Annotated in this window: 22 protein-coding genes; 13 read left to right on the top strand and 9 right to left on the bottom strand. The window is 56.4% G+C overall.

The window, feature by feature from the left end; all coding sequences use genetic code 11:
* Positions 1–65: 65 nt before the first annotated feature.
* Entirely contained in the window at positions 66–1,724 is a 1,659-nt protein-coding gene (locus PGR29_RS07275; RefSeq protein ID WP_316424345.1) for a hypothetical protein, read from the top strand.
* A 5-nt stretch (positions 1,725–1,729) separates the two neighbouring features.
* Here PGR29_RS07275 and PGR29_RS07270 read toward each other — a convergent pair whose 3' ends face one another.
* Together PGR29_RS07270 and PGR29_RS07265 are read right to left on the bottom strand one after the other, a co-directional pair.
* Positions 1,730–2,827 (bottom strand): glycoside hydrolase family 88/105 protein, encoded by a 1,098-nt coding sequence (locus PGR29_RS07270; RefSeq protein WP_308958510.1) that lies wholly within the window; start codon positions 2,825–2,827, stop codon positions 1,730–1,732.
* A complete protein-coding gene (locus PGR29_RS07265; protein WP_308958512.1) occupies positions 2,802–4,253 on the bottom strand; it encodes an MFS transporter in 1,452 nt (483 codons plus the stop codon). Before PGR29_RS07265 ends, PGR29_RS07270 begins: the two co-directional genes overlap by 26 nt.
* 421 nt (positions 4,254–4,674) lie before the next feature.
* Between PGR29_RS07265 and PGR29_RS07260 the strand changes: the two genes are divergently transcribed.
* On the top strand, positions 4,675–6,015 hold the full coding sequence (locus PGR29_RS07260; protein ID WP_087858419.1) for a glycoside hydrolase family 28 protein: 1,341 nt from the start codon (positions 4,675–4,677) through the stop codon (positions 6,013–6,015).
* Positions 6,016–6,068: 53 nt separating this feature from the next.
* On the opposite strand, the gene purN is transcribed toward PGR29_RS07260, so the two are convergent.
* On the bottom strand, positions 6,069–6,710 hold the full coding sequence (purN, locus tag PGR29_RS07255) for a phosphoribosylglycinamide formyltransferase (RefSeq protein ID WP_015370398.1): 642 nt from the start codon (positions 6,708–6,710) through the stop codon (positions 6,069–6,071).
* Positions 6,707–7,744, bottom strand: a complete 1,038-nt coding sequence (gene purM, locus PGR29_RS07250) for a phosphoribosylformylglycinamidine cyclo-ligase (protein WP_020078194.1) — start codon at positions 7,742–7,744, stop codon at positions 6,707–6,709. Before purM ends, purN begins: the two co-directional genes overlap by 4 nt.
* Before the next feature lie 249 nt (positions 7,745–7,993).
* Here purM and PGR29_RS07245 point away from each other — a divergent pair, with 249 nt between their 5' ends.
* From PGR29_RS07245 to PGR29_RS07230, 4 genes are all read left to right on the top strand, one after another.
* Positions 7,994–9,424: a 6-phospho-beta-glucosidase gene (locus PGR29_RS07245; protein ID WP_316424311.1), complete on the top strand. Its 1,431-nt coding sequence runs from the start codon at positions 7,994–7,996 to the stop codon at positions 9,422–9,424.
* A gap of 196 nt (positions 9,425–9,620) precedes the next feature.
* Positions 9,621–10,247: a uracil phosphoribosyltransferase gene (upp, locus tag PGR29_RS07240; protein WP_015370402.1), complete on the top strand. Its 627-nt coding sequence runs from the start codon at positions 9,621–9,623 to the stop codon at positions 10,245–10,247.
* 96 nt (positions 10,248–10,343) lie between these two features.
* Entirely contained in the window at positions 10,344–11,630 is a 1,287-nt protein-coding gene (uraA, locus tag PGR29_RS07235; RefSeq protein ID WP_015370403.1) for a uracil permease, read from the top strand.
* 98 nt (positions 11,631–11,728) lie between these two features.
* Positions 11,729–12,430, top strand: coding sequence for a DnaA inactivator Hda (locus PGR29_RS07230; RefSeq protein WP_026612247.1), 702 nt, complete (start codon positions 11,729–11,731; stop codon positions 12,428–12,430).
* Here PGR29_RS07230 and PGR29_RS07225 read toward each other — a convergent pair.
* The 3 genes from PGR29_RS07225 to bepA form a co-directional block, all read right to left on the bottom strand.
* Positions 12,427–13,350, bottom strand: a complete 924-nt coding sequence (locus PGR29_RS07225; RefSeq protein WP_308959147.1) for an Rpn family recombination-promoting nuclease/putative transposase — start codon at positions 13,348–13,350, stop codon at positions 12,427–12,429. The two genes, PGR29_RS07230 and PGR29_RS07225, sit on opposite strands and share 4 nt — an antisense overlap.
* Positions 13,351–13,486: 136 nt before the next feature.
* The gene (gene arsC, locus PGR29_RS07220) at positions 13,487–13,846 is read right to left on the bottom strand and encodes an arsenate reductase (glutaredoxin) (protein WP_047043470.1); all 360 of its coding nucleotides are present in this window, start codon (positions 13,844–13,846) and stop codon (positions 13,487–13,489) included.
* Positions 13,847–13,855: 9 nt separating this feature from the next.
* Positions 13,856–15,319, bottom strand: coding sequence for a beta-barrel assembly-enhancing protease (bepA, locus tag PGR29_RS07215; protein WP_015703149.1), 1,464 nt, complete (start codon positions 15,317–15,319; stop codon positions 13,856–13,858).
* 223 nt (positions 15,320–15,542) lie between these two features.
* On the opposite strand from bepA, the gene PGR29_RS07210 reads away from it, so the two are divergent.
* Positions 15,543–16,607: an AI-2E family transporter gene (locus PGR29_RS07210; protein ID WP_087858424.1), complete on the top strand. Its 1,065-nt coding sequence runs from the start codon at positions 15,543–15,545 to the stop codon at positions 16,605–16,607.
* A 64-nt stretch (positions 16,608–16,671) separates the two neighbouring features.
* Here PGR29_RS07210 and bcp read toward each other — a convergent pair whose 3' ends face one another.
* Together bcp and PGR29_RS07200 are read right to left on the bottom strand one after the other, a co-directional pair.
* Positions 16,672–17,142: a thioredoxin-dependent thiol peroxidase gene (bcp, locus tag PGR29_RS07205; protein ID WP_015365462.1), complete on the bottom strand. Its 471-nt coding sequence runs from the start codon at positions 17,140–17,142 to the stop codon at positions 16,672–16,674.
* Positions 17,143–17,145: 3 nt separating this feature from the next.
* A complete protein-coding gene (locus PGR29_RS07200) occupies positions 17,146–17,715 on the bottom strand; it encodes a glycine cleavage system transcriptional repressor (protein WP_015365463.1) in 570 nt (189 codons plus the stop codon).
* Positions 17,716–17,868: 153 nt separating this feature from the next.
* Here PGR29_RS07200 and dapA point away from each other — a divergent pair, with 153 nt between their 5' ends.
* The 6 genes from dapA to ypfH all read left to right on the top strand — a co-directional run bounded on the left by dapA (position 17,869) and on the right by ypfH (position 24,466).
* Positions 17,869–18,747 (top strand): 4-hydroxy-tetrahydrodipicolinate synthase, encoded by an 879-nt coding sequence (dapA, locus tag PGR29_RS07195; protein WP_015365464.1) that lies wholly within the window; start codon positions 17,869–17,871, stop codon positions 18,745–18,747.
* A gap of 16 nt (positions 18,748–18,763) precedes the next feature.
* Positions 18,764–19,798 (top strand): outer membrane protein assembly factor BamC, encoded by a 1,035-nt coding sequence (gene bamC / locus PGR29_RS07190; RefSeq protein WP_316424308.1) that lies wholly within the window; start codon positions 18,764–18,766, stop codon positions 19,796–19,798.
* A gap of 142 nt (positions 19,799–19,940) precedes the next feature.
* Positions 19,941–20,654 carry a phosphoribosylaminoimidazolesuccinocarboxamide synthase gene (gene purC, locus PGR29_RS07185; protein ID WP_015703148.1) on the top strand — a complete coding sequence of 238 codons (714 nt, stop codon included), beginning with the start codon at positions 19,941–19,943 and terminating at the stop codon, positions 20,652–20,654.
* Positions 20,655–20,774: 120 nt separating this feature from the next.
* Positions 20,775–21,650: a KPN_02809 family neutral zinc metallopeptidase gene (gene ypfJ / locus PGR29_RS07180; protein WP_045392648.1), complete on the top strand. Its 876-nt coding sequence runs from the start codon at positions 20,775–20,777 to the stop codon at positions 21,648–21,650.
* A gap of 9 nt (positions 21,651–21,659) precedes the next feature.
* Positions 21,660–23,660: a tRNA(Met) cytidine acetyltransferase TmcA gene (locus PGR29_RS07175; RefSeq protein ID WP_316424307.1), complete on the top strand. Its 2,001-nt coding sequence runs from the start codon at positions 21,660–21,662 to the stop codon at positions 23,658–23,660.
* A 107-nt stretch (positions 23,661–23,767) separates the two neighbouring features.
* The gene (gene ypfH / locus PGR29_RS07170; protein WP_316424306.1) at positions 23,768–24,466 is read left to right on the top strand and encodes an esterase; all 699 of its coding nucleotides are present in this window, start codon (positions 23,768–23,770) and stop codon (positions 24,464–24,466) included.
* Positions 24,467–24,605 lie beyond the last annotated feature (139 nt).

The raw sequence follows: 24,605 nt of genomic DNA, 5'->3' as shown, positions 1-24,605 counted from the left end.
GAAAAAGCGGACGCGTTTGTTTGCTTACGTTATGTTCAGTCAGGGGCGAAATGGAGGGCGAAACGATGTGGGAAACGCGGGCGCTGGAGCTTAACAACCAGGATATCTGGCACTGGCCGTCGGCCTGCCGGTTGATTGAATACGCACTTGAGCATGATTTTAATACCGTGGTGGTGGGGCAGGCCGAGCTGTTTGGCAAGCTGGTTTCGCCACAGGGGTATACGCCTTTTGACTATAACGACCGGTTGTCGAGCCAACAACGAGCGCGCTGTATCTATCTCAATCGCCTGGCGTTACGCTGCCGTGAACAGGGGTTGCGATTTTATCTGCAGGCGAAAGAACTTAGCTTTCCAACCGAACTGTTATTAGCGCATCCGGAACTGCTGGATACCCCGCGCGGGGTGCGTTTCGATGTCGATTTCTGGAGCCGCTGGTTAACTGACAAAATCCGCGCCGTGTGCCAAAGCGTGCCAGCGCTCACCGGTTTGATTATCGCGCTCTCCAGTACCGACGGCTTATTACCAATCTCTCACCCGCAGTGGGCCAGACAACACGACGATCCCCGCCAGCCCGCGCAAAGCTTGATGCTGTATCGCCGCTGCTTTAATGCCCTGAGCCAGGTGGTAGCCGCGCAAAATAAACATCTGGTACTGCGCGTTTTCCCGGCCAGCAATGACGATCTCAGCGCCGTGCTGGATGCGATTGAACCGCTGCCGCCTGCGGTTTCGGTATCGATAAAACTCACGCCGGAACGTTTCTGGCCTGCATTCCCTAATAATCCGGCGCTGCTGGCGGTGCAGACGCGAGATGTATGGATCGATATCGATCTTGCCGGCGAGGAAGTGGGATGGGGAGTCATGCCGTTTTTACGTATTGATGAGCTACAGGGGCGACTGCTGTGGTGCCAGAGCCGCAATCCGCGCATTACCGGCGCTATCTGCAAAACCAGTTGGGAAAGCATCGATAATCACTGGATCCCTGCGACGTTAAGCGAATGTAACCTCTTCGCCTGCAGCCAATTGCTGGGCGAAGGGGCGGCAAAAAATCAGCAGCAGTTACTGGTGCAATGGCTGGCGCAGCGTTACGGCTGGTGTCCGCCAGCCGATGTCGCGCAGCAGTTCCAGTCGCTGCTTGAGCAGGCGACGCAGACACTCTATCAGTCAATATATGTGCGAGACCATGTGTTCCATCGCCATAGCCAATTGCCTGAAAGCTACGGCCAGGCGGTGTGGAGCCTTTACGGACAACTGGCGCGCAGTCACTGGTTACCCGGTTCGGCGCACGATATCCACTTCAAGCGTGACGATCCGCAGAAATCGATGGCTAATCTCACGCAAATCGCGCAAGAAAAAGATGACGTCGCAGCCAGCGCGCAGCAGTTGGGGAAAGCGGCGCAAGCGTTCGCTCTCACGGCGGATTTTCCCGCCGCGCTGGCGCTTCGGTGGCGTGAAGAGTGGCAGGGACTGGCGCTTTATTGCCAGACATTTACCCACGCGCAAAAGGCCTTCTTTACTCTGCACTTCGCCCGAGAGGTGGAAAACAGCTGGAGCATGCGGGAAATTTGTCATATCAACGTACAGGCGCTGTATCGCTGCGCATCGGAAATGGAAACGCTTTGTCAGCAGACAGGAGAGGCCTCGCCGGCGTTTTACGTGATGTTCGATCCCGTACGAGCACGTCATCTGGCTGATAGCCTGAGCACCGAACTGACGGCGCTCAGATAGCCGTATTAAAGCGTGCGGTGTAGCGCTTCAACCAGGCACAGTATCGCCATTGCCTGGCCGTAGGGCATGGCGGTCAGGGGAATGTTACGATAGTGGTCGAGGTCGCGGCCCATCGCTGTGCCAAACGACACCTGCGTTAGCTCTCCTTGCGGTGAGATATGTTCGATTATACCCCGGCAGGCCCGCTCGGCGACCGGCAGAAACGCGTCGTCGAGGTAGCCGAGGCGCACCGCCTTAAAAATACCCGCGGCAAACCCCGCCGTCGCAGAGGCTTCCAGATAACTATCGGGGTCGTTGAGCAGTGTTGGCCATAGGCCGTTTTCGGCCTGGCAGCGGGCAAGGGCGCTGACCTGAATCTGCAGAGTATTTTGCAACTGGCGGTAAAAGGCGTCGTGCTCGTCGAGCGCGAGCATCTCCAGTAGCTCCGGTATCGCCAGCGTTATCCAGCTATTGCCGCGAGCCCACAGCGCGCCGGCGAAATGGTGTCTGCCGTTGAAATGCCAGCCGTGAAACCACAGGCCGCTTTGGCGGTCGCTTAAATAGTGCAGGTGCTGCAAAAACTGAAATTTCGCCTCTTCTACCCAGCGCGATTTAGCAAACATTTTGCCGAGCATCGCCAGCGGCAGCACCGCCATCATTAGCGTATCGTCCCAGATTTGTTGATGATGGGGAGCCTCATAGGTGACGTGCTGCAGGCAGCCTTCATCGGTACGCGGCATCTGGCGATATATAGCGTCTCCCCAGCTTTCCAGATAGGCGCGCCAGTCGCTGCGAGGCGTCTGTTGATAGCGCAGCGCCAGGGTTAAAAACGGGCAAGCGGTATTGATGTTTTTCTCCGGCGTGCCCTCGGCGAAACGGGCGCTAAACCAGCCGTCGATAAGTTCACCAGCCCGAAGCGATCCTGTCAGGTGCTGGTAGCGAAACAGGCCAAACAGGGCGATGCCATGCGTCCACTCCCAGCCGTCCCAACCTTTGGTATCAACCACCCGGCCATCCGCCAGCCGCTGCAAATACTCGCCGCTATCATCGGTAATCGCGGTTAAGTTGCCGATTAGCGCTTCGATGAGTGACTGTAATTCAGGACGGTTGTTTTTCTGCGACATAGTGATTTCCTTGAGTAGAAACAGCGGCGTGTTGCCAGCGATCGTTGTGATGTGGATGGCCGGTCAATAGCTCGATGGTTTCGCGTGCCAGCGGGCTGGCATCCTGTGGATGACCACCGGCGCGCAGACGCTCCAGTTCGCTAATCAGGATTTGATGTCGCGGCTGGCTCAAGCGAAAACGAAACGCGCCATACATCGCCAGTAAGGCCAGCAGGCCGGGGCCAACGAGGAATACCCACCAGATACCATTCAGCGCGGCGGTATTCTGCGTTTCGGCGCCTTTGGTGAATCCAAAGGTTTCCAGCGCCAGGCCGACGATAAACAGCGCCAGCGCCTGGGAGAATTTGCGCGTCAGCATCATCACCCCCGCGTAGATCCCTTCGCGGCGCACGCCGGTGTAGGCTTCATCGATATCGGGCAGGAAATTGTAGACATTCCATGGGATGAGATAGGTGCCGCCGCGGGCGATGCCCATCACGATTGCGCCGCCGAGCAGCAGCCAGGAAAGATGGCTGAAAGAAGCGGTTAGTTGGCTGAACCACAGTAGCGCGCAGAGGATCAGCGCGATGGCGACCTTATAGGCGTTGCCGTTGCCGACGCGGATGCAAAGCCAGGTAAATAAAGGGATCGCGAAGAATTGAAACAGCGTCATCAGACTCATGGCCTGCGAAGCCAGCGAGGTGCCGACACGTAGCACGTAGGTCATGTAGTGCATAAACAGCGAGCCGAAAATATCCAGCGCCACCGCGCCGCCGACGTACATCATGATATGGATACGGAAGGTCCGCAGACGGAAGGTCGAGGCCATTTCCCGATACAGCGAGCGCAGCGTTTTACCTAAACCTTGCTGCGTCTGCGGTGGTGGGAGATGCTCACGTTCCCAGGTACCGCGCCAGACGAAGATCCACGGCAAGGCAAAAAGCAGGGCAAAGATAATGCCGATATAGAGAAACGCCTGCGATTTATCGGCGACGTGGGCCATGATTTGCCCGGGGATTAGCGCCGCGAGAAAGGCTGTCGCCTGAGCAAATAGCATTCGTGCCCCGGACATTTTCGAGCGCAAATCATAGCGCGCGGTCATCTCTGCAGGCAGGGTATCGTAAGGCACCATCAGCAGGGTGAAGACGGTGCTGAATAGTAGATAGGTACCGAGGTACCAAGCGTAGCCAAAACCACTTATCCACATCAGAGCGAAACAGAGCGATAGCGGCGCGCCGACAATAAAGAAGATCCGTCGCCGTCCCCAACGGGTGCGAATGTTGTCGGTAATGTAGCCCATTACCGGGTCGGTGATGCCGTCCCAAATCTTGGCGATGGCGAAAATAGAGGCCGCGGCGGCGGGCGAGAGCCCGGCGACTTCAATATAAAAGTAGAGCAGCCACAGGCCGGTGATGGTCATCGCGCCGCTGCCGAAAATATCGCCCATCCCCCAGCAGAGGATATTGCGGGTTTTGACTTCTCGTTGCGGGGTTACTGTCCTCGTCATGCGCGTATCTCTTTTATCAGGGATGAGAGGTTGCACAGTAAAAGAGGGAGATGGGGGCGAAAATCCCGATAGACGGTTTTTCGTACCGTTCTGCGAGCAGCATGCCAAATGGCGACAAAATGAAATAAACCCCGCGATGCGCCTCACGTTTTCTGTGGTTGAATCAGGCCTTAAATGTGATGCGGACCCTTTTTTCATTTTTGTCAGGGGTAAAGTTTGCGGGTGTTATCACGTTTTGCCCCTGGTCGTGACGGCGATTGTGAAAGGGTACGCAGATATTTCCGCGATATCGCTTTCGACCCTACGCTGAGGGTGAGAGAGATGGTGAGATAGCCTCCACGTTGATTTTCCAGGACATGCTATGAACATTTATCTTTCGCAGCGCCATCCCCATGCGGATGGCGTGACGCCTGATACCGAACTCTTTCAACAGGCGCTGGACGAACTGGCGCAGGCGGGCGGCGGCCGGTTGGTGGTTGATTGCGGCAGGTACGCGCTCGGCGGTTTACGGATAGGCTCGAACACCTGTCTGTGGCTGTCGCCGGGCGCCGAGCTTATCGTTAGCGAAAACTATGATGACTTTGCCCAGGCGACGGCGCTGAGCCGGGCGGAATCTTCAGATCGGGCCTTTCTGTATGCTGTGGATGCGCAGAATATTACCATCTGCGGCGGCGGTGAGATTTACGGCAGCGCTGACGGCTGGTTTTCCCGTCGCGTTGATGCCATGGGTTACCGCACGCCAGCCACGGCGCGCCCGAGGATCATTTTGCTGGAAAATTGCCTTCGCGTCCGGCTGGAAAACATCACCGTACGACATGCCCCGATGTGGACAATTCATCTGGTCTCCTGCACGGGCGTGGTGGTTGACGGTGTCACCGTTGACAATGATTTGACGATGGCTAATACCGATGCGCTGGATATCGACAGCTGCCAGCAGGTACATATCGCCAATAGCTATTTCAGCGCGGCGGATGATGCCATCTGTCTGAAGACCACCGATAAACCTGAGCGCATCCAGCGACCGTTGCGTCAGGTAACCATTGTTAACTGCACGCTGCGCTCGAAAAGCTGCGCCTTTAAAATCGGTACTGAAACCTGGCAGGATATTGAGGATGTGCTGGTGAGTAACTGCACTATCTTTGACTCCAATCGCGGCATCGGCCTGATATCCCGCGACGGCGGGCGGCTACGGCGGATGATTTTTAGCAGCATTGCTTTTGATTGCGTGAGCGCGCCGGCCTGTCACTGGGGCGAGGCGGATCCTGTTTTCCTTTCCGCGCGCCGCCGCGATCCGGCGATTGAACCCGGCGAAATCTCACAGATCCAGTTCCGCGGGCTGGTTGGCGAGTGCGAAGGCGCGATAAACCTACATAGTGAAACGCCAGGCCAGATCCGGCGTATTCTGTTTGACGGCGTGCAGCTAACCCAGAAGCTGAACCTGGCAGCGGAGCAGGGGCTTTATGATATCCGCCCGCCGTGCAATCCGATGTCGCCGACCGGGATGGGGATTGATAACGCCTGGTGTTTGAATCCGCAAAGCGGCCGCGTTTGGGGTGTTGAGCCTTATCCCGGCGGTTTGCCGGTACTGTATGCTAACGGCGTAGCGGGTCTGACACTGCGCGAGTTTGATTATCAGCGCCCGACACCCTTACCGGCAGCCTGGAACCCTAACGCGCTGTGTCTGGAAAACGGCGATAATTAGCGAGGAAATAAGAGAGGAAGGTGCCCCGGCGAATGCTCCGGGGCAGGTCGAACTTATTCTTCGGCGGCATAGCCCTGCGGCGGCAGCTTGCGATTATCCAGCCACGCAGAGTTAGCTTCCATACGCAGGCGGCCATCAACAAACCAGCTCACCACCAGCGGGTAGATGTCGTGCTCCTGCGCCTGAACGCGGGCGGTAACGTCATCTTCGCTGTCTTCCGGAAATACCGGCACCCGAGCCTGTAAAATCACCGGCCCGCCGTCGAGTTCGTCGGTGACGAAATGTACCGAGGTGCCATGTTCCTCATCACCGTTTTCCAGCGCCTGGCGATGAGTATGCAGCCCCGGATATTTCGGCAGCAGAGAAGGATGGATATTCAGCAAGCGCCCCTGATAGTGGCCAACAAAGGCCGGACTAAGGATACGCATGTAGCCCGCCAGCACCACCAGATCGGGTTGGAAGACATCGATTTGCTGCATCAGCTCGCGGTCGAAGGCTTCGCGGCTATCAAACGCTTTCGGCGAGAGCGCAAAGGCTGGAATACCGGCCTCGCGGGCGCGCTCAAGGCCGAATGCTTCGGCCTTATTGCTGAATACCGCACGCAGGGTGCCGTTGATTTGCTTCCGGGCGCAGGCATCAATAATCGCCTGTAAATTACTGCCGTTACCGGAAATCAGCACCACAATGTTTTTCATTCAATGACCACGCGTTGTTCGGCATCGGATGCCTTGATGTAACCGATTTTCCAGGCGTTTTCACCCTGCTCGTTCAGCAGGGCGATGGCTTTATCCGCCTCGGCTGCCGGCAGAGCGACCAGCATGCCGACGCCGCAGTTAAAGGTGCGGTACATTTCGTGGCTGCTGACATTACCGGCGGTTTGCAGCCAGTTGAAGACTTCCGGCCACTGCCAGGAGGACTCGTCAATCACCGCCTGGGTGTTGTCCGGCAGTACGCGCGGGATATTTTCCCAGAAGCCGCCGCCGGTCAGGTGAGCGATAGCATGGACGTCGACGTTGGCAATCAGATTCAGAATCGATTTGACATAAATGCGGGTCGGCGCCAGCAGATGGTCGGCCAGCGGTTTGCCGTTGAGGTCGGTGGTTTGTGGGTCAACGCCGCTGACTTCGATAATCTTACGCACCAGCGAGTAGCCGTTAGAGTGCGGGCCGCTGGAGGCAAGGGCGACCAGTACGTCGCCGTCAGCCACTTTGCTGCCGTCGATGATTTCTGATTTTTCTACCACGCCGACGCAGAAACCGGCCACGTCGTAATCTTCACCGTGGTACATACCCGGCATTTCCGCCGTTTCGCCGCCAACCAGCGCGCAGCCGGACTGTAAGCAGCCTTCGGCGATGCCGCTTATCACGCTTGCTGCGGTATCCACGTCCAGTTTACCGGTCGCGTAGTAGTCGAGGAAAAACAGCGGCTCGGCGCCCTGAACTACGAGGTCATTGACGCACATGGCGACCAGATCGATACCGATAGTGTCGTGACGTTTAAGGTCCATCGCCAGACGCAGCTTGGTGCCGACGCCGTCGGTACCGGAGACCAGTACCGGTTCGCGGTATTTCTGCGGCAGAGCGCACAGCGCGCCGAATCCGCCCAGTCCGCCCATCACTTCCGGGCGACGGGTTTTCTTCACCACGCCCTTAATACGGTCGACGAGAGCGTTGCCTGCATCAATATCCACGCCGGCATCTTTATAGCTGAGAGAGGTTTTATCGGTCACTGCGAAGTCTCCACGCGTTTGCGGTAGCAAGAAAAATCGGCGCAATTCTAACAGGGAAAGCAAACGTTTGCGAGCCTGCTTTACACTCGATTTAAAACGGCTTACAGATGAGCAAATTTGATACTGTTCACGAAAATGAAACCGGGTACAGTCTTCTGCTTGCCTCGCCTTTAATGAATGATCATTATGCCAATGAAACCGGTTTCTGTTTGGTGAAAAGCGCATAACGATCGTCTATAGGGAGAGTATATGTCCGGATTCAAAGAAGGTTTTCTGTGGGGCGGCGCGGTTGCGGCGCATCAGCTTGAGGGCGGCTGGCAAGAAGGAGGGAAGGGGATTAGCGTCGCTGACGTGATGACCGCAGGCGCCCATGGGGTGCCGCGAACGATCACCGACGGCGTACTGCCCGGCCATAACTATCCCAACCATGAGGCGATTGATTTTTATCATCGTTATAAAGAAGACGTGGCGCTGTTTGCCGAACTGGGATTTAAGTGTTTCCGTACTTCAATTGCCTGGACGCGCATTTTTCCGCTGGGCGATGAGCTGGAACCCAATGAGGCGGGCCTGCAATTCTATGACGATCTGTTCGACGAGTGCCTGAAATATGGTATTGAACCGGTGATCACGCTCTCCCATTTTGAGATGCCTTACCACCTGGTGACTGAATACGGCGGCTGGCGCAACCGTAAACTCATTGATTTCTTCGTCCGCTTTGCGAAGGTGGTGTTTACCCGTTATCAGCACAAAGTGAAGTACTGGATGACCTTTAACGAGATCAACAACCAGGCCAACTTCCATGAAGATTTCGCCCCCTTTACCAACTCCGGCCTGAAGTATCAGCCCGGAGAAGACCGTGAGCCGGTGATGTTTCAGGCCGCCCATTATGAACTGGTGGCCAGCGCGCTAGCGGTGAAGGCAGCACGCGAGATTAATTCGGACCTGCAGATTGGCTGTATGATCGCGATGTGTCCTATCTATCCGCTCACCTGCGCGCCGGACGACATCATGATGGCGATGAACGCTATGCATCGTCGTTACTGGTTTACCGATGTGCACGTGCGTGGCCGCTATCCGCAGCATTTGCTCAACTACTTCGCGCGCCGTGGTTTTACGCTGGATATCACCGACGCCGATCGCCTGGCGTTAAAAGAGGGCTGCGTCGACTATATTGGCTTTAGCTACTATATGTCCTTCGCCACCAAAGCGACTGACGATAATCCGCACCTGGATTACGACGAAAGCACCAGCCTGGTCTCCAATCCCTACGTCAAGAAATCGGATTGGGGCTGGCAGATTGACCCGGTTGGTCTGCGCTACTCGCTCAACTGGTTCTGGGATCACTATCAGCTGCCGCTGTTTATCGTTGAAAACGGCTTTGGCGCCATTGACGTGCGTGAAGCTGACGGCAGCGTGGACGACCAGTACCGTATCGAGTATCTCAGCGCCCATATTGCCGAAATGAAAAAAGCGGTGGTGGAAGATGGCGTCGATCTGATGGGGTATACCCCGTGGGGCTGTATCGATCTGGTCTCCGCCGGTACCGGCGAGATGAAAAAACGCTATGGATTTATCTTTGTCGATAAAGATAACGACGGTTGCGGCACGTTGGCCCGTAGCCGTAAAAAATCCTTTGCCTGGTATCAGCAGGTTATTGCCAGTAACGGCGAAAACCTATAGCCGCCAGCAAGCGTCACGTTGCTAAAGATAAAAGCCGAAGGGGAACCTCCGGCTTTTTTTGTTTGTTTTATAATGTGTAACAATCCATAAATCACTTTGTTTGATATACGTCAAGCAAGATGGGTATGGCGCAATCCGCAAAAAGCGGTATAATCCCGCGATTTTTTTTGTGGCTGCCCCTCAGAGGAGAAAGAGAATGAAGATCGTGGAAGTGAAACATCCACTCGTCAAACACAAGCTGGGCCTGATGCGTGAGCATGACATCAGTACTAAACGCTTCCGTGAACTCGCCTCAGAGGTTGGTAGCTTACTGACCTACGAAGCAACCGCCGATCTCGCTACCGAGCGTGTCACTATCGAAGGCTGGAACGGTCCGGTCGAAGTTGAGCAGATCAAAGGTAAGAAAATTACCGTGGTGCCTATCCTGCGTGCCGGTCTGGGTATGATGGAAGGCGTGCTGGAGCACGTGCCGAGCGCGCGTATCAGCGTTGTTGGTATCTACCGTGATGAAGAAACGCTGGAGCCGGTTCCTTATTTCCAGAAGCTGGTTTCAAACATTGACGAGCGTATGGCGCTGGTGGTTGACCCGATGCTGGCAACCGGTGGTTCGATGATCGCGACCATCGACCTGCTGAAAAAAGCGGGCTGCTCGAGCATTAAGGTGCTGGTGCTGGTGGCGGCGCCGGAAGGCATTGCCGCGCTGGAGAAAGCGCATCCTGACGTCGAGCTGTACACCGCCTCCGTCGACCAGGGCCTCAACGAGCACGGATACATTATTCCGGGCCTCGGCGATGCTGGCGATAAGATTTTCGGTACCAAATAAATGATGAAGTGATAAAAAGCCGACTTTGAGAGTCGGCTTTTTTTTGAATAAATCACGCCCACAACAAATAACAAACGACTCTCAGAGGATAATATTATGACGCGCCGTGCAATCGGGGTGAGTGAAAGACCGCCGCTTTTACAGACAATCCCGCTTAGTTTGCAACATCTGTTCGCCATGTTTGGCGCAACGGTTCTGGTGCCTATCCTGTTCCACATTAACCCGGCTACTGTACTGCTGTTTAACGGCATCGGTACGCTGTTGTACCTCTTTATCTGTAAAGGCAAAATTCCGGCCTATCTGGGGTCGAGCTTCGCCTTTATCTCCCCGGTGCTGCTGTTGTTGCCGCTGGGTTATGAAGTGGCGCTCGGCGGTTTCATTATGTGCGGCGTCCTGTTTTGCATCGTCTCCTTTATTGTCAAAAAAGCCGGTACCGGCTGGCTGGATGTGATGTTCCCGCCGGCGGCGATGGGCGCCATCGTGGCGGTTATCGGCCTGGAACTGGCGGGCGTGGCGGCGAACATGGCCGGGCTGCTGCCGGCTGACGGCCAATCGCCCGATAGCAAAACCATTATTATTTCGATGGTGACGCTGGCGGTGACGGTTTTTGGTTCCGTACTGTTCCGCGGCTTCCTGGCGATTATCCCGATTCTTATCGGCGTGCTGGTGGGCTATGCGCTCTCCTTTGTGATGGGCGTTGTCGATACGACGCCTATCGCCGAAGCGCACTGGTTTGCACTGCCGACCTTCTACACCCCGCGCTTTGAGTGGTTTGCCATTTTCACCATTTTGCCTGCCGCGCTGGTGGTGATCGCCGAGCACGTGGGGCACCTGGTGGTGACCGCCAATATCGTTAAGCGCGACCTGATCCGCGATCCGGGTCTGCACCGCTCGATGTTCGCCAACGGGCTGTCGACGATTGTCTCCGGTTTCTTTGGCTCAACGCCAAACACCACCTACGGGGAAAATATCGGCGTGATGGCGATTACCCGCGTATACAGTACCTGGGTTATTGGCGGCGCGGCGATTATCGCGATTCTGCTCTCCTGCGTCGGCAAGCTGGCGGCGGCGATCCAGATTATCCCGGTTCCGGTGATGGGCGGCGTTTCTCTGCTGCTGTACGGGGTGATCGGCGCATCCGGTATCCGCGTGCTGATCGAATCAAAAGTCGATTACAGCAAAGCGCAGAACCTGATTCTGACCTCAGTCATCCTGATCATCGGCGTGAGCGGCGCCAAAGTACATATTGGCGCGGCGGAGCTGAAAGGCATGGCGCTGGCGACGATCGTCGGTATTTGCCTGAGCCTGATCTTTAAACTGATCAGCGTTCTGCGTCCGGAAGAAGTGGTGCTGGACGCCGCGGATAGCGAAGAAGCGAAATAACGATCCTCATACCGGGCAGCGATCCTGCCCGGTTCTCTCCTGACCTAAAACTGTGTTAAACTCTTCGCGTTTTTCTGTAAGCCTATGTTGAGGTCCATCTGAACGCTCCGGCACAGCTCTCTTTGCCACTGTATCTTCCTGACGACGAAACGTTCGCGAGTTTCTGGCCGGGTGATAATCCTTCCCTACTTGCCGCTCTGCAGAACGTGTTGCGGCAGGAACACAGCGGATACATCTATATCTGGTCACGCGAAGGCGCGGGGCGTAGCCATCTTTTGCATGCCGCCTGCGCTGAGCTATCCCAGCGTGGCGATGCCGTCGGCTACGTGCCGTTGGATAAGCGCACGTGGTTCGTGCCGGAAGTGCTGGACGGCATGGAGCAACTGGCGCTGGTGTGCATCGATAACATCGAGTGCGTGGCCGGGGATGAGCCCTGGGAAATGGCTATTTTCAACCTCTATAACCGTATTCTCGAATCAGGTAAAACTCGCCTGCTGATCACCGGCGATTGCCCGCCGCGACAGCTGCATCTTGGCTTGCCGGATCTCGCCTCGCGCCTTGACTGGGGGCAAATCTATAAGCTACAGCCGCTGTCGGATGAAGATAAGCTGCAGGCGCTGCAGTTGCGCGCCAGACTGCGCGGTTTCGAGATGCCGGAAGATGTCTGCCGTTTCCTGCTCAAGCGTCTGGATAGAGAAATGCGCTCGCTGTTTATGACGCTCGATCAGCTCGATCACGCGTCAATTACCGCTCAACGAAAACTGACGATCCCATTTGTTAAAGAGATCCTGAAGCTTTAGGCCGAAAGCGACGCCAGTTCCTGCTCTGCCAGCCCGGTTAGCTGCGCCACCAGCGCGGGGGCGAGACCGCTACGTAACATCGCGGCGGCGATACGCTGTGCTTCTTCTTTACGGCCTTCTTGCCGGCCCTCTTGCCGTCCCTGAAGCAAACCGCGCTCCAGCCCTTGCTGCTCGAGATATTCTGCAATAGTCATCAGCGTCTCCTTATGTTGCGGCGTCCGGCGCGCCAGCTCACGAATAAACTTTATCGGTTCGCGGCTATTTCCCGCGAGCACCAGGTAGTGCATTAGCGCCTGCACCTGTGTTTGCGTGGCTAATCCAGTCAATAATAATTCGCCCAGCTTGTCGAGTAACTGCGCCAGATCGCGTTGTCGAATATGTTTTTGCAGTAATTCCAGCGTTGCCATACGTTGATGAGTGGCGATTTCATCATCCGGTATGACGGTGATATCCGCCAGTGGAAATTCGCCGTGGTAGAGTGTGGTCGCCAGCTCCGGCGCGGCAAACTCATCCAGCCAGCGCATTGAAAACGGATAGGGCGTCACCAGGCCGTGATAGAAAAGCACCGGGATCACCAGAGGGAGTTTTTCGTGTCCGGCATCAAGGTGGCGCTGCATGACGGCGACGGCATAGCGCATCAGGCGAAAGGCCATATGTCGGTCGGGGCTACTTTGATGTTCGATCAGCGCGTAAATATAGCCGTCGCCCGCGGTGGTTTGCAGCGAGTAGAGAATATCGGAATAGTAAGGTCTGAGATCTTCTTCGACAAAATTACCCGATTCTAAATGTAGCGTACGCAGATCGCAGATCTCCTTTAGTGCTTCAGGCAGATACAACTGGAGAAAATCGCGCGCGGTATCCGAATGGGAAAGATAGGTTTTAAATACTGCGTCATGCGGTGTGGAAATAGCTTTATTCATTGGCAATCCGTCCAGTGGATTCAGGTGATGGACGGACAGTAGCACTACTGCGCAAGGGGAGGGGATTGGCCTGTTTTTTCTGGAAGCGGCCACGAAAAAAATCGCGCCGCGGGCAACACCGGCGGCGCGTAGGGGGTTAGCTGACGATTTCCAGCACCTGTTCCGGCGGGCGGCCGATACGCGCCTGACCGTGGCTGACCACGATGGGCCGTTCGATGAGTTTCGGGTTCTCGACCATAGCCTTAATCAACGCCTCTTCGCTGAGCTGTGGGTCGGCGAGATTGAGCGACTTATACAGATCTTCTTTCTGGCGCATCAGTTCGCGGGCGCTGCTCATATTCAGCATTTTCAACAGCTGGCGCAGCGTCGCGGCATCCGGCGGCGTCTCCAGATACAACACCACTTCAGGGTCGATGCCGTTGGCTTTCAGCAGGCTGAGCGTGTCACGGCTCTTCGAGCAGCGAGGGTTGTGGTAAATTTTTACCGCGTCAGACATGTGGTCTCCTTACATTTTCTGATAGGGGCGGAATCTTTCCTGCAGCTGGCGCAGCTGGTCGATGCGAGCGTCGTAGCGCGCCTGCTGCAAACTGCCCAATTTCACTTGCGAACTGGCGCTGCTCAGCAGCGAGATGGCCTGGTCAAGTCTACCGGCCAGCGCCATGCCTTCGGCCCGCGCCGCCAGCTCCTGGTCGCGATGACCCAATGCGCCTTCCGCCTGCGCCAACAGGTCCCAACCGTTGCCGTCATCCTTGTTATTAAAGGTGTAGCGGTTGAGAATGGTCGCGGCTTCCGCCGGCTGTCCGCCCTGCAGATAGGCATTGGCCAGGTTCAGCTGCAGGACCGGATCGGTGCGGATCTCTTTGGCGTTTTTCAGACGGTTAATCGCGTCGGTAGTCTTTTTCTGCCCAAGATCGATATCGGTGGCGAGATCCAGATACCAGGGATTTTGCGGGTCGGCGCCGAGCAGCGGCTGGAGCGCTTTGCGCGCCTGATCGTAGTTATTGCTCTCCATGGCCAGTAGCGCGCGGCCATACTGCGCGGCGTGCTGTTCGCGGATATTCCCTTTTGACCAGGCGTCAAGCAGATCGCTGCCGAGCTTATTTTCCCCGGAGTTGTACATACCGAGGGTACGGGCCTTAGCGAGATAGAAATCCGCCGACGACTGGACTACTACCGGGCGCATCTGATTGGCGCGGTTACGGGCATCGGCCAGACGGCTTTCCGGCAGTGGGTGAGTGAGCAGCATTTCCGGCGGGCGGCTGGAATAGCGGGATTCGTCGAGTAATTTACCCATAAAAGCCGGCATCGCCTGCGGATCGAACCCGGAGCGCTGCAGTACCTGAATACCGATGCGGTCGGCTTCTTCTTCATTCTGACGGGTGAAACTAATCATTCCCTGCTGGGTGCCGGCCAGGGTGCCGGTTAATGCCGCCATCCCCGCCTGCGGGCTGGCCATCGCCAGCAGAATAGAGCCCAGCGCGCCGACCCAGGTTAGCGGCGCGCTACGTTTTTGATCTTCCATCGCGCGCGCCAGATGGCGCTGGGTGACGTGGGAGATTTCGTGCGCCATTACCGAGGCAAGCTGGCTTTCGTTATCCGCGTAGCGGAACAGCGCCGAGTGCAGCACTACGTTGCCGCCGAAGAAAGCAAAGGCGTTAATCTGATCGTTATTAATCAGATAAAAGTGGAACGGCGTACGCACTGAGTTAGCGTGGGCGACCAGGCGCATGCCCAGCCCGTTAATGTATTGCACCAGTAGCGGGTCGTTTATCAGCGGCGCGCTACCGCGCAGCTGGCGCACGTAGTAATCGCCCATCTGCATTTCCTGCCCGATGGAAAGCGTGCTTCCTGCCGAGGTGCCCATATCCGGCAGCGTATCCGCCGAGTCAGCGGCGGCAGGTAATATCGTCCCCAGCGTCAACGACGCGACGGCGGCGGCCACCAGCGTTTTCTTTAACTGCCTGAACATAACCTCTGTCCTGTAATGTGGGTGTGCCAGTTTGACCGGTTGCGCGGCCCAATGTTCCCGTGCCGCAGATTCTGCGAGTTTAGCTGTGGTTGATGGCGTTGAAAATATGATATTCGCACAGTTGTGCAGGTTTGTGTCATAGCCAATAAAAAGCGAAGTCTTTTTTGTGACACTTAGATACAATTCCCCGGATTGTGGCGATTTGCGCTTCAGGGAAGGGTTTATGCTTGAGATGTTAATGCAGTGGTATCGTCGTCGTTTCAGCGATCCGGAAGCGATAGCGCTGCTGGTTATTCTGCTGGCCGGCTTCGGCATTATGTTCTTTTTCAGCGGGCTGCTGGCGCCGCTGCTGGTCGCCATCGTGCTGGCCTATCTGCTGGAATGGCCGACCGTTCGCCTGGAGCGTATCGGTTTGTCGCGAACCTGGGCCACGTCGTTGGTGCTGGTGCTTTTTGTCGGTATCTTGCTGTTGATGGCCTTTGTGGTGATGCCGGTGGCCTGGCAACAGGGTATTTATCTCATCCGCGATATGCCAGGCATGCTGAATAAGCTTTCCGATTTCGCCGCCACGCTGCCGCGGCGTTATCCGGCATTGGTGGATGCCGGCATCATCGATGCGATGGCGGAAAATGTGCGCACTCGCATGTTGACCGTGGGGGATTCGGTGGTGAAGTATTCGCTCGCCTCGCTGGTGGGCCTGCTGACGCTGGCGGTTTATCTGGTCCTGGTTCCGCTGATGGTCTTCTTCCTGCTGAAAGACAAACAGCAGATGCTGAATGCCGTACGCCGCGTATTGCCGCGTAATCGCGGCCTGGCGGGGCAGGTGTGGAAGGAGATGAACCAGCAGATTACCAACTATATCCGCGGCAAGGTGCTGGAGATGATTGTCGTCGGCGTCGCCACCTGGATAGGCTTCATTCTCTTTGGTCTCAACTACTCGCTGCTGCTGGCCGTACTGGTAGGATTCTCGGTGTTAATCCCGTATATCGGCGCTTTTGTGGTCACCATTCCGGTGATCGGCGTGGCGTTGTTCCAGTTCGGCGCGGGCACTGAGTTCTGGAGCCTGTTTGCCGTATACCTGATTATTCAGGGGCTGGATGGCAACCTGCTGGTGCCGGTGCTGTTCTCGGAGGCGGTGAATTTACATCCGCTGGTGATTATTCTGTCGGTAGTGATTTTCGGCGGGCTGTGGGGTTTCTGGGGGGTATTCTTCGCGATTCCGCTGGCGACGTTAATCAAAGCGGTGGTTCACGCCTGGCCTGACGGAATGGTTATTGAAGACGAGTGACACGCTGATTGACGCAAAAAAACGCCGGGCGATTTATTATCCCCCGGCGTTTTTCATTTAGACGTTATGCGTTTTCTTTCAGCCAGTTCAGCACGACATCGTGGTGATTGCTGGTTTTGAAGTTATCAAACACATGTTCAATCTTGCCGTCAGCATCAATGAGGAAGCTAATACGGTGAATACCGTCGTAGGTTTTCCCCATAAATGATTTTTCGCCCCAGACGCCGAACTGTTCGCAGACCTGATGATCTTCATCAGACAGCAGCGTAAAGTTCAGCAGCTCTTTTTCGGCAAAACGGGACAGCTTTTCTGGTTTATCAGTGCTGATACCCAGAACTTCGACGCCCGCTTTTTTCAGGTCGTCCATGTTATCGCGTAAACCGCACGCTTGTACGGTGCAGCCCGGGGTCATGGCTTTCGGGTAAAAATAAACCAGAACACGCTGTCCCTGGAAGTCGGTTAAATTTACTTCCTCGCCGTCCTGGTCCGGTAAGCTAAATTTCGGTGCGATATCACCGGCTTTCAGTGGGGTCATTGGTTAAACTCCATCCTGTTCATCATGCTGTGAATAATTAACGATGTTAATACTGCCTTGTGCGCTCAGTTCTGTACATAGGGCTTTGAACGCTTGCTCGATATTTGTCGTGTTTTGCGAGGCAGGACTGTGTGCGGTGATTTGAATAAATAGCTGAGCGGCGTCTTTATCTTCGCCCGGTTGAGTACGGGAGACCAGTTCGGCGATATTCATATTCCACGTGTCGCACAGCGCGGTAAAGCGCTCAATGATATGCGGCGAGTCCGGCACCTCTACCTGGATCCAAACCGTATTTGGCATCGCCTGCGGCGGCCGGGCGGAGGTGCGCTTCATTACGATCAGCAAATCCAGCTCGGCTCCTTTTAACGGCAGCGTTGATTCGATCAGGTTAATCGCGTTCCACGAGCCGGAAAGCAGCATTATAAACGTGAACTCGTCGCCGAGCATGGCCAACCGGCTGTCTTCAATGTTGCAGCCGCAGCTGCTGACGTGGCGAGTGATTGTGTTTACGATGCCGGGGCGGTCTGCGCCCAGAGCGGTAATCACCAGATAGTGTTGTAATGAGGCTGTCAAACCTGTTCTTCCTTTAAAAAGGTGAGGTAACATTAGGAAAGCATAAAAAAAACCGGCGTACAACATCCCAGATGGCGTTGGGTCTCTTGCTTTTATTGCGGCACCAAACGTAACATTGAGAATCTTGTCCCACTTCTGCTCTGAGGATGGCCCATGTTCACGGGAAGTATTGTAGCGCTTGTCACGCCGATGGATGATAACGGTAATGTCTGCCGGTCAAGCCTGAAAAAACTGATTGATTACCATGTCGCCAACGGAACCTCGGCGATTGTTTCGGTAGGGACTACCGGCGAATCCGCAACGTTAAGCCATGAAGAGCATGGCGACGTCGTGATGATGACCCTTGAACTGGCCGATGGCCGCATCCCGGTCATTGCTGGTACCGGTGCAAATGCAACCGCAGAGGCGATTAGCCTGACCAAACGTTTCAACGATAGCGGCGTTGTCGGCTGCCTGACGGTCACTCCTTATTATAACCGTCCGACTCAGGAAGGCCTGTTCCAACACTTTAAAGCTATCGCTGAGCATACTGACCTGCCGCAAATTCTGTATAATGTGCCGTCCCGTACCGGTTGCGATATGCTGCCGGAAACCGTTGGTCGCCTGGCGGAAATTAAAAATATTGTCGGTATTAAGGAAGCAACAGGGAACTTAAGTCGCGTTCACCAGATCAAAGAGCTGGTTTCAGACGACTTTATTCTGCTGAGCGGCGATGACGCGACCGGCATGGACTTTATCCAGCTCGGCGGCGTCGGCGTCATTTCCGTCACGGCGAACGTCGCCGCCCGTGAAATGGCGGACATGTGCCGACTGGCGATGGCGGGTCAATTCGCGGAAGCTCGCGCGATTAACCAGCGTCTGATGCCGCTGCATACAAAATTATTTGTCGAACCCAACCCGATCCCAGTCAAATGGGCTTGTAAGGCGTTGGGACTTGTAGCGACCGACACGCTGCGCCTGCCGATGACGCCGATTACCGAAGCGGGTACGAAAGCGGTTACCGCAGCGCTGAAGCATGCCGGTTTGCTGTAGAGTTTAGGGAGATTTGATGGCTTACTCAGTACAGAAGTCGCGCCTGGCGAAGGTTGCGGGTGTTTCGCTGGTTTTACTCCTCGCGGCCTGTAGTTCTGACTCGCGCTATAAGCGTCAGGTTAGCGGCGACGAGGCTTATTTAGATGCCGCGCCGCTCAGTGAACTTCACGCCCCGGCGGGGATGATCCTGCCGCTGCAGACTGGCGACTACAACATTCCGGTTGCCGCCAGCACCGGTGCGGTAGGTAAAGCGCTGGACATTCGTCCTCCGGCTCAGGCGTTAGCCCTGGTCAGCGGCGCGCGTACCCAGTTTAACGGCGACACTTCCACCCTGATGGTTGAAAATAGCCGTAGCGGTTCTTTATGGGCGCAGGTTGTCAGCATCGTACAGGCGAAAAACTACACCATCACCAAGCGTGACGATGCAGGCCAGACGCTGAATACCGATTGGGTAGAGTGGAACCGCCTTGATGAAGACCAGCAGTACCGTGGCCGTTATCAAATCTCCGTTAAGCCGCAGGGCTATCAGCAGGCGGTGGTGGTGAAGCTCGTGAACCTGGAGCAGGCGGGCAAGCCCGTGTCTGACCCGGCTTCTCTGCAGCGCTACAGCACCTCGATGCTGAACGTTATCTCCTCCGGTCTTGATTCCAACGCCACCAATGCGCAGAATGCGGCGCAGAGAAGCGCTGGCGCGACCTTTGACGTGCAGAGCGCGGCGGATGACACCGGCTTGCCGATGCTGGTGGTGCGCGCGCCATTCAACATGGTATGGCAGAAACTGCCGGCCACGCTTGAAAAAGTGGGCATGAAGGTGACCGACAGCACTCGCTCCCAGGGCAGCATGGCGGTAACTTACAAGCCGCTGTCTGACAGCAGCTGGCAGGAACTGGGCGCAACCGATCCGCAGTTGGTCTCTGGCGACTATAAACTGCAGGTCGGCGATCTCGATAACCGCAGTAGTCTGCAGTTCATCGACCCGAAAGGCCACACCCTGACGCAGTCGCAAAATGACGCCCTGGTAGCCGTATTCCAGGCCGCATTTAACAAGTAATAAAAAGGGCTGGAGCAATCCGGCCCTTTTTAATGTATAGTGACGCAAACGTGTGCGTAGCCGCAAAGTCCGGTAATTTGCCTGATTTTGCCTACGGGCGGAAAGGTAATTTTTTGGCTTAATATCACTGGAGTGGTGAAAGATGAAAAAGCAAGCTGAGTTGTATCGTGGCAAAGCGAAAACGGTATACAGCACCGAAAACCCGGATCTGCTGGTACTTGAATTCCGTAACGATACGTCAGCAGGGGATGGCGCCCGCATCGAGCAGTTCGATCGTAAAGGCATGGTGAATAACAAATTCAACCATTTCATTATGAGCAAGCTGGAAGAAGCCGGTATCCCGACCCAAATGGAAGCGCTGCTTTCCGATACTGAATGCCTGGTGAAAAAGCTGGATATGGTGCCGGTTGAATGCGTGATTCGTAACCGCGCTGCGGGTTCGCTGGTGAAACGCCTGGGTATTGAAGAAGGTATCGAACTGACTCCGCCGTTGTTCGATTTGTTCCTGAAAAACGACGCCATGCACGACCCGATGGTCAACGAATCCTACTGTGAGACGTTCGGCTGGGTGAATAAAGAAAACCTGGCGCGCATGAAGGAGCTCAGCTACAAAGCGAACGACGTACTCAGCAAGCTGTTTGATGATGCCGGTCTGATTCTGGTCGACTTCAAGCTGGAGTTTGGTCTGTTCAAAGGTGAAGTGGTGCTTGGCGATGAATTCTCTCCGGACGGTAGCCGTCTGTGGGATAAAAACACCCTCGATAAAATGGACAAAGATCGCTTCCGCCAGAGCCTCGGCGGCCTGATCGAAGCTTACGAAGAAGTGGCCCACCGTCTGGGCGTCAAGCTCGACTAATCCCCTCCGCGCCGGAAGAAATCATTCTTCTGGCGCTCTTATTCGTTGTTTCCTGTGGTAATCCTCCGCTGAACCGCCTACGATCTCTCATATTCGTAACATGATGGAATAGAGGTGCTTATGCGCTGGCAAGGGCGTCGTGAAAGCGACAATGTGGAAGACAGACGTAGTGATTCAGGTTCGCCGCTGGGCGGCGGCGGTGGCGGTTTTCGCATTCCAAGCGGTAAAGGCGGCATCGTCCTGCTGATTATCGTTCTGGTGGCGGGTTATTATGGCGTGGATTTAACCGGCATGCTGACCGGCGAACCGATGCCGCAGCAGCAAACCTCCACCCAGCGTTCCATCAGCCCGAAGGATGACGAAGCGGCGAAGTTCACCTCCGTTATTCTGGCCACCACCGAAGACACCTGGGGGCCTATTTTCGAAAAGATGGGGCGGCAATATGTTCAGCCGAAGCTGGTGATGTATCGCGGCGCGACCCGTACCGGTTGCGGCACCGGCCAATCGGTGATGGGGCCGTTCTACTGCCCGGCGGACAGCACGGTCTATATCGACCTGTCATTCTATGACGAGATGAAAAACAAACTCGGCGCTGACGGCGACTTCGCGCAGGGCTACGTGATTGCGCACGAAGTCGGCCACCATGTGCAGAAGCTGCTCGGCATTGAACCTAAGGTCCGTCAGATGCAGCAGCAGGCTTCGCAGACCGAAGTGAACCGCCTGTCGGTGAAAATGGAGCTGCAGGCAGACTGCTTTGCGGGCGTCTGGGGCAATAACATGCAGAAACAGGATGTGATGGAAACCGGCGATCTGCAGGAGGCGCTCAATGCCGCTGAGGCCATCGGCGACGATCGTCTGCAGGAGCAGAGCCAGGGCCGCGTGGTGCCGGATAGTTTCACCCATGGGACTTCCCAGCAGCGCTATACGTGGTTCAAACGCGGTTTCGATAGCGGCGACCCTGCGCAGTGTAATACCTTCGGCAGCGCGCTTCGCTAACGTTTGCCGATGGAAACGCTGCTTGACCTGACCGCGCAGATGGCGCGCGAGGGTATTCGTCGCCTGCTGGTGCTCAGCGGCGACGAACATTGGTGTCTGGCGCAGGCCGTTGAGCTGCGAGAGCGACTGGACGGCGATAGTCTATGGGTCGGCGCGTTGCCGCAGCAGGAACCCTGCGTAGCGCCGGGCGCGCTGAAAACGCTGCTCGGGCGCGAATTTCAGCATGCCTTTTTCGACGCTCGCCACGGTTTTGACGTGGCGGCTTTTGCCGCGCTTGCCGGCACGCTGCGCGCCGGCAGCTGGTTAGTGCTCCTGGCGCCGGATTTTGCCCGCTGGCCTGAGCAGGCGGATGGCGATTCGCTGCGCTGGAGCGATACGTCTGAACCGATCGCCACCCCTAACTTTGCCCACCGTTGTGTTCAACTCTTTAACGCGGATCCTGAGGTCGCCCTGTGGCGACAGGGCTACGGCTTACGGTTGCCGGAGGCCGTGCCGCGCAGGCACTGGCATGCTGCCGATGGTTACCCGCAGGCCGAACAGGCCGCTATTCTCAATTCGCTGACGTCGTCGCCCCCACACATTGCCGCCGTCACCGCCGGGCGCGGGCGCGGTAAATCTGCGCTGGCGGGAATGTTGATTCATCAGCTAGCTGGCTCCGCCATCGTCACCGCGCCAACGCGCGACGCGACAGAGGTCATCGCCGCTTTTGCGGGACAGAAGATGCGCTTTATGGCGCCTGATGCGCTGCTGGCAAGCGACGCAAAAGCCGACTGGCTGGTGGTCGATGAGGCCGCCGCTATCCCGGCGCCGACGCTACGCCAGCTGACGGCGCGTTTTCCCCATACGCTGTTAACGACGACGGTTCAGGGCTATGAGGGGACCGGTCGTGGCTTCTTGTTGAAGTTCTGCGCCAGTTTCCCAACGCTACGGCGGTATCATCTGTCGTCGCCGATTCGCTGGGCGCCGGGTTGCCCGCTGGAGTCGGTTATCGATCGGCTATTGTTGTTTAACGATGAGGCGTTTCTCCAGGCGCCGCACGGGGAACCGCAGCTAGAGACGTTAAGCCAGCGTGCCTGGCGCGAACAGCCCTCGCGCCCATCAGAGGCTTATCAACTGCTTTCCGGCGCGCATTACCGCACTTCGCCGCTGGATTTGCGCAGGATGATGGATGCGCCAGGCCAGCATTTTACCGTGGCTCGCTGCGCGGATGGCGTCGCTGGCGCGGTGTGGCTGGTGGAAGAGGGCGGTCTCGAACCTGAGCTTAGCCGCGCCGTCTGGGCCGGATATCGCCGCCCGCGCGGCAATCTTGTCGCCCAGTCATTGGCCGCGCACGGCGGTAGCCCGCTGGCGGCGACGCTGACCGGCAGACGCGTCAGCCGTATTGCCGTACATCCAGCGCGCCAGCGCGAAGGACAGGGGCTGCGTTTAATCGCCCATGCCGTCAAGCAGACGCATGGCTGTGACTATCTCTCCGTCAGCTTTGGTTTTACCCCTGAACTATGGCGCTTCTGGCAGCGCTGCGGGTTTCTGCTGGTGCGTATGGGAACGCATCGCGAGGCGAGCAGCGGCTGTTATACGGCGATGGCGCTTTATCCGCTCAGCGAAGAGGGGCGGCAGCTGGCCTGGCGTGAATATCAACGGCTGGCGCGGGATGAGCGCTGGCTAAGTCAGTGGCGTGATGAACGCGCTCCGGTGACGGCGGATGAAACAACTATGCTTACTGAGGAGGACTGGCTGGAGGTCGCCGGTTTTGCCTTTGCGCATCGTCCGCTGTTGACGGCGGTCGGGAGTCTGAACCGGCTCTTACAGGCGACGCCGCTGCCGTTAGTGGCGCTTCGTGCGCGATTAGCGCAGCAGGATGAGGCAACGCTGTGCGCAAACCTTGGTTTATCCGGTCGAAAGGCGCTACTGGCGCGACTGCGGGAAGAGGCGGCGGCGGCCATGGCGGGACTCGATCCTGCCCGCGCGCAACAGCTGGAAGAGTGGGTCAGGAAGCTGCAATTTTTTTAACTAACTCATTCAGTTAAATGGCATGGTCATATTCCCTGCGCGGCGTAAACTGCCTTGCATCAACCAGGAGCCAGATTCCTGTTTATCTGAGACATCAGGAGACAACCATGAAACACGATCACTTTATTGTTCAGAGCCCGGCGACGCCTGCGCAACAGTTGCTGCTGCTGTTTCATGGCGTGGGCGATAATCCGGTTTCGATGGGGCAAATAGGTAGCTGGTTTGCACCGCTGTTTCCCAACGCGCTTATTGTCAGTATTGGTGGCGCAGAACCCTGCGGTCCGGCGCCGGCGCGGCAGTGGTTTTCGGTGCAAGGCGTGACGGAAGAGAATCGTCAGCAACGCATCGATGCCATTATGCCGACCTTTATTGAAACGGTGCGCTACTGGCAAAAACAGAGCGGTTTAGGCCCGCAGGCAACGGCGCTGATCGGTTTTTCGCAGGGTGCGATTATGTCGCTTGAGAGTATTAAAGCCGAGCCAGGGCTGGCGTCACGGGTGATTGCCTTTAACGGCCGTTACGCGACGTTGCCGCAAACGGCGACTACGCAAACCACCGTGCATCTGATCCACGGCGGCGAGGATCGGGTGATCGATCTGGCGTGGGCGGTTTCCGCGCAGGAGCGGCTGCAGGAGCTGGGGGGAGATGTTACGCTGGATATCGTTGAAGATCTCGGACATGTCATTGATGATCGCAGCATGCAGTTTGCTCTCGACCGTCTGCGGTATACCGTACCGAAGCACTATTTTGATGAAGCGTTGAGCGGCGGTACGCCGAAAGATGACGATATAATCGAAATGCTGTAATGGCCCCGCGGTACAACGTCGGCTGGTATAGGTAGATACTGTTATCGGTTTACAACTTTTTTAAGGTTTTTCCCGGACGCGGCGCGTTGCGCCTTCTCCGGGCTACCAAATCGCACAGCGCTGTAGCCCCGGTAAGCGG

The organism is Klebsiella sp. 141203 (assembly GCF_032601985.1).
Classification (GTDB): Bacteria; Pseudomonadota; Gammaproteobacteria; order Enterobacterales; family Enterobacteriaceae; genus Klebsiella; species Klebsiella aerogenes.
Note: the sequence above shows the minus strand (reverse complement) of the source record. Positions and strands in the feature narration are given on the sequence as shown.

What these genes read in the sequence shown, in the direction of transcription:
- bcp (WP_015365462.1), bottom strand. Translation starts at nt 17,142, where the DNA reads ATGACCCCACTGAAAGCCGGTGATATCGCACCGAAATTTAGCTTACCG.
- PGR29_RS07225 (WP_308959147.1), bottom strand. Translation starts at nt 13,350, where the DNA reads ATGAATAAAGCTATTTCCACACCGCATGACGCAGTATTTAAAACCTAT.
- PGR29_RS07175 (WP_316424307.1), top strand. Translation starts at nt 21,660, where the DNA reads ATGGAAACGCTGCTTGACCTGACCGCGCAGATGGCGCGCGAGGGTATT.
- uraA (WP_015370403.1), top strand. Translation starts at nt 10,344, where the DNA reads ATGACGCGCCGTGCAATCGGGGTGAGTGAAAGACCGCCGCTTTTACAG.
- purC (WP_015703148.1), top strand. Translation starts at nt 19,941, where the DNA reads ATGAAAAAGCAAGCTGAGTTGTATCGTGGCAAAGCGAAAACGGTATAC.
- purN (WP_015370398.1), bottom strand. Translation starts at nt 6,710, where the DNA reads ATGAAAAACATTGTGGTGCTGATTTCCGGTAACGGCAGTAATTTACAG.
- PGR29_RS07260 (WP_087858419.1), top strand. Translation starts at nt 4,675, where the DNA reads ATGAACATTTATCTTTCGCAGCGCCATCCCCATGCGGATGGCGTGACG.
- bamC (WP_316424308.1), top strand. Translation starts at nt 18,764, where the DNA reads ATGGCTTACTCAGTACAGAAGTCGCGCCTGGCGAAGGTTGCGGGTGTT.
- dapA (WP_015365464.1), top strand. Translation starts at nt 17,869, where the DNA reads ATGTTCACGGGAAGTATTGTAGCGCTTGTCACGCCGATGGATGATAAC.
- PGR29_RS07210 (WP_087858424.1), top strand. Translation starts at nt 15,543, where the DNA reads ATGCTTGAGATGTTAATGCAGTGGTATCGTCGTCGTTTCAGCGATCCG.
- PGR29_RS07270 (WP_308958510.1), bottom strand. Translation starts at nt 2,827, where the DNA reads ATGTCGCAGAAAAACAACCGTCCTGAATTACAGTCACTCATCGAAGCG.
- PGR29_RS07275 (WP_316424345.1), top strand. Translation starts at nt 66, where the DNA reads ATGTGGGAAACGCGGGCGCTGGAGCTTAACAACCAGGATATCTGGCAC.
- ypfJ (WP_045392648.1), top strand. Translation starts at nt 20,775, where the DNA reads ATGCGCTGGCAAGGGCGTCGTGAAAGCGACAATGTGGAAGACAGACGT.
- PGR29_RS07245 (WP_316424311.1), top strand. Translation starts at nt 7,994, where the DNA reads ATGTCCGGATTCAAAGAAGGTTTTCTGTGGGGCGGCGCGGTTGCGGCG.
- upp (WP_015370402.1), top strand. Translation starts at nt 9,621, where the DNA reads ATGAAGATCGTGGAAGTGAAACATCCACTCGTCAAACACAAGCTGGGC.
- arsC (WP_047043470.1), bottom strand. Translation starts at nt 13,846, where the DNA reads ATGTCTGACGCGGTAAAAATTTACCACAACCCTCGCTGCTCGAAGAGC.
- bepA (WP_015703149.1), bottom strand. Translation starts at nt 15,319, where the DNA reads ATGTTCAGGCAGTTAAAGAAAACGCTGGTGGCCGCCGCCGTCGCGTCG.
- PGR29_RS07265 (WP_308958512.1), bottom strand. Translation starts at nt 4,253, where the DNA reads ATGGGCGATATTTTCGGCAGCGGCGCGATGACCATCACCGGCCTGTGG.
- ypfH (WP_316424306.1), top strand. Translation starts at nt 23,768, where the DNA reads ATGAAACACGATCACTTTATTGTTCAGAGCCCGGCGACGCCTGCGCAA.